The 13,759-nt window shown below is 73.1% G+C and carries 4 protein-coding genes; all 4 read left to right on the top strand.

Annotation, left to right across the window (positions count from 1 at the left end):
* Nucleotides 1–8 precede the first annotated feature (8 nt).
* Genes J0670_RS12840 through J0670_RS12825 form a run of 4 tightly spaced genes read left to right on the top strand, consistent with a single transcriptional unit; the run spans nucleotide 9 to nucleotide 13,648 of the window.
* On the top strand, nucleotides 9–9,242 hold the full coding sequence (locus tag J0670_RS12840) for a non-ribosomal peptide synthetase/type I polyketide synthase (RefSeq protein WP_207811647.1): 9,234 nt from the start codon (nucleotides 9–11) through the stop codon (nucleotides 9,240–9,242).
* Nucleotides 9,229–10,908, top strand: a complete 1,680-nt coding sequence (locus tag J0670_RS12835; protein ID WP_207811646.1) for an NAD(P)/FAD-dependent oxidoreductase — start codon at nucleotides 9,229–9,231, stop codon at nucleotides 10,906–10,908. Before J0670_RS12840 ends, J0670_RS12835 begins: the two co-directional genes overlap by 14 nt.
* Before the next feature lie 26 nt (nucleotides 10,909–10,934).
* Nucleotides 10,935–12,596 carry an NAD(P)/FAD-dependent oxidoreductase gene (locus J0670_RS12830; RefSeq protein WP_207811648.1) on the top strand — a complete coding sequence of 554 codons (1,662 nt, stop codon included), beginning with the start codon at nucleotides 10,935–10,937 and terminating at the stop codon, nucleotides 12,594–12,596.
* Nucleotides 12,593–13,648 carry an NADP-dependent oxidoreductase gene (locus tag J0670_RS12825; protein WP_207811645.1) on the top strand — a complete coding sequence of 352 codons (1,056 nt, stop codon included), beginning with the start codon at nucleotides 12,593–12,595 and terminating at the stop codon, nucleotides 13,646–13,648. The genes J0670_RS12830 and J0670_RS12825 overlap by 4 nt, the downstream gene beginning before the upstream one ends.
* The last annotated feature ends 111 nt before the right edge of the window (nucleotides 13,649–13,759 follow it).

The following is a 13,759-nucleotide window of genomic DNA, read 5'->3' as shown; positions in this document are numbered from 1 at the left end:
CCTTCGCCGTGCCCTGCGAACGGATCGCGATCACCGGCATCGGCTGCCGCCTGCCGGGACACGCCAACGACCACCGGACCTACTGGCGCAACCTGATCGAGGGCCGGGACTGTCTCACCGACACGCCCGCCGACCGGTACGACACCGGCACCCTGGGCAGCCGGGACCGGGCCAAACCGGGGAGGCTGATCGGCGGCCGGGGCGGCTACATCGACGGCTTCGACACCTTCGACCCGGACTTCTTCGGCATCAGCCCGCGTGAGGCCGAACACATGGACCCGCAGCAGCGCAAGCTCCTGGAGGTCAGCTGGGAGGCGCTGGAGGACGGCGGGCTGCGCCCCGGCGAACTGGCCGGGCGGGACGTCGGCGTCTACATGGGTGCCTTCACCCTGGACTGGAAGATCCTCCAGTTCGCCGACCTCGACTTCGGCACCATCGCCGCGCACACCGCCACCGGCACCATGATGACGATGGTGTCGAACCGGATCTCGCACTGCTTCGACTTCCGCGGCCCCAGCGTCTCGATCGACACCGCCTGCAGCTCCTCACTGGTCGCGGTCCACCTCGCCTGCCAGAGCCTGCTCCGCGGCGAGACCGAACTCGCCCTGGCCGGTGGCGCGTTGCTGCACATGGCGCCGCAGTACACGATCGCCGAGACCAAGGGCGGCTTCCTCTCCGCCGACGGCCGCTCGCGCGCCTTCGACGCCTCCGCCGACGGCTACGTCCGCGCCGAGGGCGTCGGCGTGGTCGTGCTCAAGCGGCTCTCCGACGCGCTGCGCGACGGCGACCCGGTGCACGCCGTCATCCTCGGCAGCGGCGTCAACCAGGACGGCCGCACCAACGGCATCACCGTCCCCAGCGCGGACGCCCAGGCCACCCTGATCGAACGGGTCTGCGCCGAAGCCGGAGTGGTGCCCGGCAGCCTCCAGTACGTCGAGGCGCACGGCACCTCCACCCCGGTCGGCGACCCGATCGAGGCCGCCGCGCTCGGCCGGGTGCTGGGCATCGGCCGCCGCACCGGGGACCGCTGCTACGTGGGCTCGGTCAAGACCAACATCGGGCACACCGAGGCCGCCGCCGGGGTCGCCGGGCTGATCAAGACCGTGCTGGCCCTCAAGCACCGCCGCATCCCGCCGCACCTCAACCTGGAGCGGCCCAACCCCGCCATCGACCTGGACGCGCTGCCCTTCACCATCCCGACCACCCCGGTCGACTGGCCCGAGCACCAGGGCCCGGCCCGCGCGGGCGTCAACTCCTTCGGCTTCGGCGGCACCAACGCCCATGTCCTGCTGGAGGAACCGCCCGGCCCGGGGGAGCCGCCCGCTCCCGCCGCAGGGGTGCCCCGGCCGACCCGCAGCATCCTGCCACTGAGCGCCAAGGACGCCGCGGGACTGCCCGAACTGGCCGGCGCCATCCGGCGCGAACTCGCCGAGGGCACGGCGCTCGCCGACCTCGGCCACACCCTGGCCCACCGCCGCCAGCACCTGCCAGAGCGGCTCGCGGTCGTCTACTCCGAGCAGCGCGACCTCGACGAGGCGCTCGCCGCGCACGAGCGCGGCGAGGCCCACCCGCAGGTGGTCCAGGGTCGCGTCCAGGACCGCCGACAACGGCGCCTCGCCTGGGTGTTCACCGGCATGGGCCCGCAGTGGTGGGGGATGGGCCGGGGCCTGTACGAGAGCGAGCCCGTCTACCGAGAGGCCGTACGGGCCGTCGACCGGGAGATCCGCGAGCAGGCCGGCTGGTCACTGCTGGACGAACTCGGCCGCGACGAGGCCGACTCCCGGATGGCTGAGACCTGGCTCGCCCAGCCCGCCAACTTCGCCCTCCAGGTGGGCCTCTCGGCCCTGTGGCGCAGCCACGGACTGCGCCCCGACGCGGTGGTCGGCCACAGCACCGGCGAGGTCGCCGCCTTCCACGAGGCCGGGGTGTACGACCTGGCCGACGCCGTCCGGGTCGTGCTCGCCCGCAGCGGCCTGCAACAGCTCCTCGCCGGAACCGGCTCGATGCTCGCCGTCGGCCTGCCGGAGGCGGAGGCGGAGCGCCGGATCCGCCCGTACCGCGACCGGCTCTCGCTCGGAGCCGTCAACAGCCCCTCCGCGGTCACCCTCGCCGGAGACACCGAGGCGCTGCGCGAACTCGCCGAGGAACTCCAGCACCAGGGCGTGTTCGCCCGTTTCCTGGACGTCGAAGTCCCGTACCACAGCGTGCGGATGGACCCGATCCGGGACGAGCTGATCGCCGCGCTCGCCGAGATCAAACCGCGCGAGGCGCAGCTGCCGCTCTACCTGACCGCCCAGGAGGGCCTCGCCCACGGGCCGGAGCTGGACGGCGAGTACTGGTGGCGGAACGTCCGAAACCCGGTGCGCTTCCGGGCCGCCGTCGAGCGGATGGCCGAGGACGGACACCGGCTCTTCCTGGAAGTCGGCCCGCACCCGGTGCTCGGGCACGCGATCCGCGAGTGCGCAGAGCAGGCGCACTCGCTGCCGTCGATCCGCCGCCAGCAGGACGAGCCCGAGCGCCTCACCCGCACCCTCGCCGAACTGCACACCCTGGGCGTCGAGTTGAGCTGGGACGTGCTGCACCCGGCCGGGCGCCCGGTGCCGCTGCCGACCTACCCGTGGCGGCGCGACCGCTACTGGGTGGAGCCCGAGCCGGTCGAGCAGGTCCGGCTCGGGCGGGTCGACCACCCGCTGCTCGGCCGCCGTACCGCCGCCGCCCAGCCGTCCTGGACCACCGCGCTCGACCCCGAACGGCTGTCGTACCTGGACGACCACCGGATCGAGGGGCAGGTGGTCTTCCCGGCCGCCGGGTACCTGGAGATGGCGGCCCAGGCCGTCCGCGCGCTGACCGGCGGGACCGAGGTGGTGCTGGCCGAGGTCGAGCTGAACCGGGCGCTGTTCCTCTCCGACACCGAGCCCGTACCCGTCCAGCTCGGCTACGCGCCCGAGGACGCCCGCTTCACCATCGCCTCCACCCCGGCCGGCGGCGAACCCGCCGTCCACGCGAGCGGCCGGGTCCGCACCGGCCAGCGGCTGGCCCACCGGCCCGCCCCCGACCTCGACGCGCTCCGCGCCCGGGGGCGGCACGTCGACGGCCCCGACTGCTACCGGCGGCTGTCCGAGCGCGGCTACGACTATGGGCCCGCCTTCCAGGCCATCGCCGAGGTGTGGGCCGGGCCCGGCGAGGCACTGGCCCGGATCCGGCCCACCGAGCGGCTCGGCCCCGACGCGGCCGACCACCACGTCCACCCCGTCCTGCTCGACGCCTGCTTCCAGACCCTGCTGACCACCCAGCTGCACGCGCCCGAGGGCGGCAGCGTCCGGCTGCCGGTCTCCATCGAGGAGGTCCGGCTCGACGAGATCGGCGACCGGCCGCTGTGGGCGCACGCCACCGTCACCCGGGACAGCGGCGAGGAACTCGTCGGCGACCTCGCCCTCTACGCCGAGGACGGCACCCCGCTCGGCCGGATCACCGGCTTCCGGGTCGCCGACGTCGCCCAGGCCTCCGCCTCCGTGGGCCTGGCCACCATCGACGGCTGGCTCACCGAACTGGCCTGGACGGACGCCCCGGCGGCCCCCGCCGACCAGCCCACCGGCGACCTGCTGCTGTTCGCCGACGCCGGCGGCCTCGCCGAGCGGCTGGCCGCGCTGGCCGCCGAGCGCGGCGCCCGCAGCCACCTCGTCCGGCCCGGCGCGCGGTACGCCTTCGGCGACGGCCGGGCGACCGTACGGCCCGACTCCGCCGAGGACCTCAGGCGGCTGTTCGCCGACCTCGATCGCGACTGCGCCACCGTCGTCCACCTGTGGAACCTCGACCTGCCCGCCCTCGACGCGGCCGAACCCGGGCAGCTCGACCGGCTCGCCACCCACGGCGCCTACTCGCTGATCACCCTCGCCCAGGCCCTGCCCGCCGTCCGCCCGGACGGCCGACTGCACGTCGTCACCCGGGGCACCCAGGCCGCCGCCCCCGGCGACCGGGTCGAACCGCTCGGCGCCCCCGCCTGGGGCATCGGACGGGTGCTGTGGCAGCAGGAACTCGTCGCCCAGCGCGGCAGCCTGATCGACCTCGACCCCGCCCTCGCACCGCACGACCAGGCCGAGGCGCTGCTCGCCGAACTCGCCGCCCGGGACGAACAGGAACTGGCCCTGCGCGGCGGCCGGCGGCTCACCAGCCGGCTGCGCCGGGCCGAAGGCCTCACCCGGCCGCTGCCGCCGGTCCTGCGCCCCGACGGGAGCTACCTCGTCACCGGGGCCTTCGGCGCCCTCGGCCGACTGCTCTGCCGCACCCTGGTGCGGCGCGGCGCCCGGCGGCTGATCCTGGTCGGCCGCACCGCCCTGCCCGACCGAGCCGAATGGCGGGCCGTCGACCCCGCGAGCCCCGTCGGGGAGCGGATCGCCTTCCTGCGGGAGCTGGAGTCGCTCGGCGCCGAACCGCTGCTCGCTCCGGTGGACGTCACCGACGAGGCCGCCCTCGCGGCCTGGCTCGCCGGTTACCGCCAGCGCCAACTCCCGCCGATCCGCGGGGTGTTCCACCTCGCCGGGCAGGTCAAGGACACCCTGCTGGCGCAGATGGACCGCGCCGCCTTCGACGCCGGGTACGCCCCCAAGGTGATCGGCGGCCACCTGCTGCACCGGCTGCTGCGTGACGAACCCCTCGACCACTTCGTCCTGTTCGCCTCCGTCGCCTCGCTGCTCACCACCGCCGGGCAGACCAACTACGCGGCGGGGAACGCCTTCCTGGACGCCCTCGCCCACCACCGCAGGGCCGACGGCCTGCCCGCGCTCAGCCTGGACTGGGGCCCCTGGGCCACCGGCATGATCGAGGAGCTGGGCCTGGTCGCCCACTACCGCGACGCCCGCGGCATGAGCTCGCTGCCGCCGGACGCCGGGACGGCCGTCCTGGAGCGCGTCCTCGGGCAGGACCGGGCCCAACTGCTGGTCGCCACCGTGGTCGACTGGCCGACCTTCCTCGCCTGGTACCCGGCGCCGCCGCCGCTGGTCGCCGAACTCGCGGCCGAGGCCGCCGAACAGGCCCCGGCCGAGACCGGAGGCTTCCTGGACGCCTACCGCGCGGCCGACCCGCAGACCCGCCGGCAGCTGATCGCCGAACGGTTCACCGCCGCCGCGGCGGCCGTGCTGCGGATCGGCGTCGAGCGGATCGACGAGCAGACCCGGCTGGGCTCGCACGGCCTGGACTCGCTGCTCGCCATGGAGCTGCGCGCCCGGGTGCACGGCGAACTCGGCGTCGCCCTGCCGGTGGTGGCGCTGCTCAGCAACGGCAGCGTCGGCGACCTCGTCGACCTGCTCGCCGAGGGCCTGGCCGATCGGCTCGACACCGAGGGCGGCGCGGAGCAGGCCGAGGTCGAGCTGTACACCGACGAGTCCCGCTACCCGCTCACCCACAACCAGCAGGCGCTCTGGTTCCTGCGCCTGCTGCACCCCGACGGGTTCGCGTACAACATCGGCGGCGCGGTCGAGGTCCGCGCCGAGCTCGACCCGGAGCTGGTGTTCGCCGCCTTCGCCTTCCTCGTCGCCCGGCACCCCGGGCTGCGCGCCGCCTTCACCGCCGAGGAGGGCCGCCCCGTCCAGCGGATCCGCGCGGAGGTGGTCACGGACACCGGGCTGTTCGACGTCGAGGGCCGCCCGTGGGAGGAGATCCACGAGCTGATCGTCCGTGAGTACCGGCGGCCGTACGACCTGGCGCAGGACCCGCTGGTGCGGCTGCGGCTGTTCCGGCGCGGCCCGGACCGCTGGGTGCTGATGAAGGCCGTCCACCACATCGTCTCGGACGCGATCTCCACCTTCACCTTCATCGAGGAGCTGTTCGAGGTCTACGAGGCGCTGCGCCAGGGCCGCACCCCCGAACTGCCCCCGGTGGCCGCCCGCTACCTGGACTTCCTCAACCACCAGAACCGCTTCCTGGCCGGGCCCCAGGCGCAGCGGATGCTCGACTACTGGCGCGGTCACCTGCCGGCCGAGATGCCGGTGCTGGCGCTGCCCACCGACAAGCCGCGCCCGGCGGTGCAGACCCACAACGGGGCCTCCGAGTTCTTCCGGCTGGACGACGAACTGACGGCCCGGGTCCACGAGTTGGCCCGCGCGAACAACGCTACGCCGTTCATGGTGCTGCTCAGCGCGTACTACCTGCTGCTGCACCGGTGGTCCGGCCAGCCGGACATCGTGGTCGGCAGTCCGGTCACCGGCCGCACGCAGGAGGAGTTCGCCTCCGTCTACGGCTACTTCGTCAACCCGCTGCCGCTGCACGTGAGCCTGGCCGGGGAGCCGACGGTGACCGAGCTGCTGGCCCGGGTGCGGGGGAGCGTGCTCGGCGGGCTGGACAACCAGGAGTACCCCTTCCCGCTGCTGGTCGAGCAGTTGGGGCTGCAGCACGACCCGAGCCGCTCCGCGGTGTTCCAGGCGATGTTCATCCTGCTGACCCACAAGGTCGCGGTGGAACGGTTCGGATACCGCCTGGACTACATCGAACTCCCGGAGGAGGAAGGGCAGTTCGACCTGACGCTGTCCGCCTACGAGGACCGCTCGGACGGCTGCTTCCACTGCGTCTTCAAGTACAACTCCGACCTCTTCGAGCCCGCCACCGTGCAGCGGCTGGCCGCCCACTACCGCAACCTGCTGGACGCCATGACCCGGGCCGGCGAGGACGAGCCGGTCGGCCGGCTGCGGATGCTGGACCCGGCCGAGCGCCACCGCATCCTCACCGGGTTCAGCGGGGCCGAGCGGCGGATCGACCACGACGTGCCGGTGCCCGAGCTGATCGCCAAGGCCGCCGCCGAGCACCCCGAGGCCGTCGCGGTGGTCGCCCCGGGCCGGGACGGCGTCCGGCGGCTGACCTACGGCGAACTCGACCAGCGCTCCCAGCGCATCGCCGCCAAGCTGCGCGAACTGGGCGTCGGCGAACGGTCGGTGGTCGCGGTCTGCCTGGACAAGTCACCCGAGCTGATCACCACCCTGCTGGCGATCTGGCGGGCCGGCGCCGCCTACCTGCCGCTCGACCCCGGGCACCCGGCCGACCGGCTGGCCCACCAGGTGGCCGACGCCGGGGCCGCCCTGGTGGTGGTGGACGAGCGGCGCCCCTTCACCGCCGAACTGCCCGCCGTGCCGGTCACCCTGGAGGAGCTGGAGCGGCCCGCCCACTCCACCGGACCGCTGCCGGCCGCCGACCCGGCCCGGCCCGCCTACGTGATCCACACCTCGGGCTCCACCGGGCGCCCCAAGGGCGTGCGGGTCGACCACCGCAACCTGGCCGCCGTCACGGCCGGCTGGCGGGAGGAGTACCGGCTGGACACCGAGGCCCGGGTGCACCTCCAGATGGCCGGGACGGCCTTCGACGTGTTCTCCGGCGACCTCGCCCGGGCGCTGAGTACCGGCGGCACCCTCGTCCTGGTCGACCGCGAGCTGCTCTTCGACACCGCTCGGCTGTACCGGGTGATGCGGGAGGAGGCCGTGGACTGCGGCGAGTTCGTGCCCGCCGTGGCCCGCGCCCTGCTGGCCCACTGCGAACGCGAGGGCCTGCGGCTGGACTTCCTGCGGCTGCTGATCGTCGGCTCCGACGCCTGGAAGGCCGCCGAGCACCGGCGGCTGCGGGCGCTCTGCGGGGAGCGGACCCGACTGGTCAACTCCTACGGCCTGACCGAGGCCACCGTGGACAGCAGCTACTACGAGGGCACCGCCGGGGAACTGGAACCCGGCCGGATGGTCCCGATCGGGCGGCCCTTCCCGAACAGCGCGCTGTACATCCTCGACCGGTACGGCGAGCCCGTCCCGGCCGGAGTACCCGGTGAGCTGTGGATCGGCGGCGCGGGCGTCGCGGCCGGCTACCCGGGCGACCCGGAACAGACCCGACGGCGCTTCACCACCCTGGAGTTCGACGGCACGCCGCTGCGGCTCTACCGCACCGGCGACCTCGGGCACTGGGACACCGAGGGAACCGCGCACCTGCTCGGCCGGATCGACAACCAGGTCAAGGTCCGCGGCCACCGGATCGAGCTGGGCGAGATCGAGGCCCACCTCACCGCCCGGCCCGAACTCGCCCAGGCCTGCGTGGCCGTCCGGCAGGACGGATCCGGTGAGGCGGTCCTGGCCGCCTACGTGGTGCCCGCCGAGGGCGTAGAGCTGGACCGCCGCGAACTGCGCCGCCACCTCGCCGAACACCTGCCCACCGTGATGATCCCCTCCTACCTCACCGAGCTGCCCGCCCTGCCGCTCACCCCGAACGGCAAGGTCGACCTGGCCGCCCTGCCCGAGCCCAAGGCCGACACCGGCGGCGAACGGCACGAACCGCCCGTCACGCTCTACGAGGTGCGCGTCGCCGAACACTGGCGGAACCTGCTCGGCCTGGACGAAGTCGGCCTGCAGCACGACTTCTTCGAGCTCGGCGGCAGCTCGATCCGGCTGATCGAGCTGATCCACCACCTCCAGAGCGAGTTCAACATCAGCATCCCGGTCGGCCAGCTCTTCAAGGTCACCACCCTGCACGGCATGGCCCGCACCGTCGAGCAGATCATCACCGGCGAGATCGCCGGCGGTGAACCCTACCTCTGGTTCAACACCCGGGCGCCACAAGGCCGTACGGTCTTCTGCTTCCCGCCGGCCGGCGGCCACGGCCTGGTCTACCGGCAGCTCGCCGCCCACCTGCCCGAGCACCGGATCGCCGCCTTCAACTACCTGACCGGCGACGACAAGACCGCCCGCTACGCAGACCTGGTCGAGGCGCTGCACCCGACCGGGCCGTACGCCCTGCTCGGCTACTCGCTCGGCGGCAACCTCGCCTTCGAGGTGGCCAAGGAGCTGGAACGGCGCGGCCGGACGGTGAGCTCGGTGCTGCTGGTGGACGCCTACCGCGTCCTCGACGCCTTCGAGCTCGGCGAGGAGCACCTGGCCGTCTTCGAGCGCGAGCTGCACGAGCACCTGCACCGCCACACCGGCTCGCGGATCGTCGCCCGGGAGACCCTCGAACAGGCCAGGGACTACCTGGAGTTCTGCAGCCGAACGCCCAACACGGGCACGGTGAAGGCCCAGTTGGACGTGGTCTGCGAGCCCGACCGGCTGGCCGTGCACGTGGGCGGTGAGGACGGTTGCTGGCACGGCGCCTCCACCACCGGCACCGCGGTGTACGTCGGGCACGGCGACCACGCCGAGATGCTTGACGGCGAGTTCGCCGAGCGCAACGCCGAACTGGCGGGCGCCATCCTGGCCGGAGGCACCGCCGATGGCCGCGGCTGACCGCGGGCCGGACTGGTCCACCAGGGAGCGGGCCGACGGCGGCCCGCCCCGGGTGATCGTGATCGGGGCCGGCCTGGCCGGCCTCGCCACCGGCTGCTACGCGCAGATGAGCGGGCTGGAGACCCGCATCTTCGAGAAGCACGTGCTCCCCGGCGGCTGCTGCACCGCGTGGTCCCGGCACGGCTACCTGTTCGACTACTGCATCGACTGGCTGATCGGCACCGCCGAGGGCACCGGCGCCCACCAGGTCTGGCGCGAACTCGGCGCCCTGGACGGCAAGTCAGTGACCCGCTTCGACGTCTTCAACCGGGTCGTGGACGAGCACGGCCGGGCCGTCACCTTCTTCGGCGACCCGGACCGGCTGGAGGCCCATCTGCTGGACCTCTCACCCGGCGACGCCAAGCCGATCCGGGCGTTCTGCCGGGACCTGCGCCGCTTCACCGCGATCGAGCTGCCCTGGGACCTCACCCCGCCGCCGCTGCGTTCCACTGCCGAACGGCTGCGCAACCTGCGCACCGTGCTGCCCGCCTTCCGGCTGTTCTGGCGCACCGCGACCACCCCGATGAGCGACTTCGCCGAGGGCTTCCGGGACCCACTGCTGCGCCGGGCCTTCCCCAACATGTTCCTCCAGGAGCCCGCGGGCTTCCCGCTGCTGCCGTACCTGTACACCCTCGCGGCCGCGCACAGCGGCAACGCGGGCTTCCCGCAAGGCGGTTCGCTCGGGCTGGCCCGGTCGGTGGAGGAGCGCTACACCTCGCTCGGCGGGGTCATCGGCTACCGCTGCCGGGTCGAGCGGATCCTGGTCGAGGGCGGGCGCGCGGTCGGCGTCGAACTGAAGGACGGCTCACGGCACTTCGCGGACCACGTGGTGGCCGCCTGCGACGGTCCGACGGTGCTCGACCGACTGCTGGAGGGCAGGTACTCCAGCCCGTCAACCGACCTGCTGTACGGCGAACTCCTCGACAAGCCCGGCAACCTCTACCCGGCCGTGGTCTCCGCCTTCGTCGGCGTGGACGGCCCGCTGCCGGCGGGCGAGCCGCACGCCACCACCTACCTGCTGACACCCGAGCAGGGCGCCCGGCTGCCCGGCTCGCTCCAGCACAGCCTGGTGGTGCAACTGCGCTCCGACTACGCCGAGGGCTTCGCGCCGCCCGGCAAGTCGGTGCTGCACTGCACCTACTTCAGCGACTACCGCTCCTGGAAGGAACTGCGGGCCGGCGACCGCCGGGCCTACCGGGCGCGCAAGCAGGAAGTCGCCTCGTTCGTCCGGGAGTTCCTGACACGGACCTACCCGGAGCTCGGGCCGCGGATCGAACTGGTCGACGTGGCCTCTCCGGTGACCACCGAGCGGTTCACCGGCAACACCTACGGCAGCATCCTCGCCTGGCAGGCCTTCTCGGAGGCCGAGGACGCCGTCAACCGGCTGGTCAACCGCGACCGGATGCGGCTGCCCGGCCTCGGCGGCTTCTCGATGGCCGGGCAGTGGACGGCGCTCGGCGGCCTGATCCGGGCCGCCACCAGCGGCCGGTACGCCGCGCAGTACCTCTGCCGGGAGCTCGGCCGGCCGTTCCGGGCCTGGCCCAGCGACAACCGGGAACCCTGGCACGCGGGCAAGTGGGGCCGCCTGCCGCAACTCGACCGGGCCACGGTAGGAGTGCCGGAATGACGGGGACGAACAGCGGTCGGCGGAGCATGGTGATCATCGGCGGCGGGCTCGGCGGCTTGTCCACCGGCTGCTACGCGCAGATGAACGGCTACCGCACCCAGGTCCTGGAGATGCACGAGCTGCCCGGAGGCTGCTGCACCGCCTGGGACCGCGGCGAGTTCACCTTCGACTGCTGCGTCAGCTGGCTGCTCGGCAGCGGACCGGGCAACGAGATGCACCAGATCTGGCTCGAACTCGGCGCGCTGCAGGGCAAGCGGATGCGCAACTTCGACGTCTTCAACGTGGTGCGCACCCGGGACGGGCGGGCGGTCTACTTCTACTCCGACCCGGACCGGCTGGAGGCCCACCTGCTGGAGCTGGCCCCGGAGGACGCCCGGCGGATCCGGCAGTTCTGCGACGGGCTGCGCACGTTCCGGGTGGCGCTGACCCGTTACCCCTTCCTCAAGCCGGTCGGGCTGATGGGACGGTGGGAACGCTGGCGGATGCTCGCCTCCTTCCTGCCGTACTTCAACGTGATCCGGCGCTCCATCTCGGTGCTGATGAGCGACTACTCGGCGCGGTTCCGCAGCCCGCTGCTGCGCGAGGCGTTCAACTTCGTGCTGTACGAGAAGCACCCCAACTTCCCGGTGCTGCCGACCTACTTCCAACTGGCCTCGCACGCGGGGCAGTCGGCGGGCGTACCGGAGGGCGGCTCGCTCGGCCTGGCCCGGTCGATCGAGGAGCGCTACCGGCGGCTCGGCGGGGAGATCACCTACAACGCCAAGGTGACCGAGATCCTGGTCGAGGGCGACACCGCGGTCGGGGTGCGGCTGAGCGACGGGCGGGAGGTGCGCGCGGACATCGTGGTGGCCGCCTGTGACGGCCGCACCACGATGATCGACCTGCTCAAGGGCCGGTACCTGAACGACACCTACCGGCGGCTCTACACCCGGACCATCACCGAGCCGGGCATGGTCTTCCCCGGATACCTGACCGTCTTCCTCGGCCTGCGCCGCCCGTTCCCCGCGGGCGACCCGTGCACCACCTACCTGCTGGAGGACGAGCTCGCCGCGCAGCTCACCGGCATCCGGCACCCGAGCATCAACATCCAGTTCCGCAGCCGGCACTACCCGGAGCTGTCCCCGGCCGAGACCACCGTGGTCTACGCCAGCTACTTCTGCGACATCGCCCCCTGGCGGGAGCTGAGCACCGGCCCCGAGCAGGCCGCCCGGCTGCGGCGCGGGGAGGAGCTGCACACGCTGCCCGTCGGGCGGGGCCGGGAGTACCAGCGGGAGAAGCGCCGGGTGCGCGACGCGATCATCGACTTCCTGGACGGTCACCACCCCGGGCTCCGGGAGGCGGTGGCCGTCAAGGACGTCTCCACCCCGCTCACCCAGGTCCGCTACACCGGCAACTACAACGGGACGGTGCTGGGCTGGCAGCCCTTCGTGGAGAGCGGCGAGACCCTCGAGGACGAGATCAAGCGCAACGGCCCGGGGCTGCCCGGTCTGGCGAACTTCTACCTCTCCGGGGTCTGGGCGACCACCGGAGGCCTGATCCGCGCGGCCGCCGCCGGCCGGCACGTCGTCCAGTTCATCTGCCGCGACGACCGCAGGCCGTTCACCGCGGCCGTGGACGACAGCGCGCCGCTGCCCACCCTGATCATCGAACCGGTCGGCCCCGACCGGCAGTTTGGAGTCACCTCGTGAGGATCGAGAAGTGGATCGTCCGCGAGCACGTGGACGGAGTGCCGGACGTCGAGCGGATGTACGAGAAGGTCGTCGAGGAGGTCGACGTCCGGCTCGCCGAGGACGAGATGTTGCTGCGCACCCGGTACGTGTCGGTGGACCCGTACCTCCAGGGGATCGCGCTGGACACCCCGATCGGCGACCACATGGGGGCCGACTCGATCATGGAGGTGGTGGAGGCCGGTCCGACCGCCCGCTTCTCGGTCGGCGACCTGGTCCAGGGCTTCGGGGGCTGGCGCAGCCACGTGATCAGCGACGGCGAGCCCTCGCCGTGGCAGACCGGCACCTTCCCGATGGTGTTCCCCGCCTACCGCAGACTCGACCGGGCGCACTACGACGAGCGGTTGCCGATCACCACCGCCCTCGGTGTGCTCGGCGGCCCGGGGATGACGGCCTGGGGGACGGTGGAGAAGTTCCTGGACGTGCGCCCCGGCTCGACGGTGCTGGTCGGCGGGGCGAGCGGGACGGTCGGCTCGCTGGTCGGGCAGCTGGCCAAGCAGCGCGGCGCGCGGGTCATCGGCACGACGGCGACCCCGGCGAAGGCCGACCGGCTGATGGAGCTGGGCTTCGACGCGGCGCTGCACTACCGGGACGGCGACGACCCGGAGGGGCTGGCCAAGGAGCTGGCAGAGCTCGCCCCGGACGGCATCGACCGCTACTTCGACAGCCTCGGCGGCACGCTCACCGACGTGGTCTTCGGGATGCTCGCGGTGAACAGCCGGGTGGCGGTGTGCTGGCAGTGGGGGAGCCAGGTCGGCGGCAGGTGGACGGGCCCGCGGCTGCTGCCGATGATCATGTTCCCGCGCACCACGATCCGCGGCATCTTCTCGCTGGAGTGGTTCACCGAGGACAACTGGTCCGCGCTGCGGCGGGACCTCGGCCCGTTGGTGCGCAGCGGAGACCTGAGCTACCAGGAGACCGTCCACCAGGGCTTCGACAGCATCCCGGCCGCGTACCGCAGCCTGTACGTCGACCGCTCGGCCAACCGGGGCAAGGTGCTGGTGGAGGTCTGACGCGTCCGCTACGGACGGGCCGGGTGGGCCCCTCGGCCTGGCGGGACCGAGGGGCCCGGCGAGGGCCCTGTCTTCGAACTCGCGCCTGCGGGGCGACGCTCCCCCAGCCTT

This window comes from Streptomyces sp. FH025 (assembly GCF_017427025.1).
Classification (GTDB): domain Bacteria; phylum Actinomycetota; class Actinomycetes; order Streptomycetales; family Streptomycetaceae; genus Kitasatospora.
This window is presented reverse-complemented; position numbering and strand designations above follow the sequence as displayed.

What these genes read in the sequence shown, in the direction of transcription:
- J0670_RS12830 (WP_207811648.1), top strand. Translation starts at nt 10,935, where the DNA reads ATGGTGATCATCGGCGGCGGGCTCGGCGGCTTGTCCACCGGCTGCTAC.
- J0670_RS12835 (WP_207811646.1), top strand. Translation starts at nt 9,229, where the DNA reads ATGGCCGCGGCTGACCGCGGGCCGGACTGGTCCACCAGGGAGCGGGCC.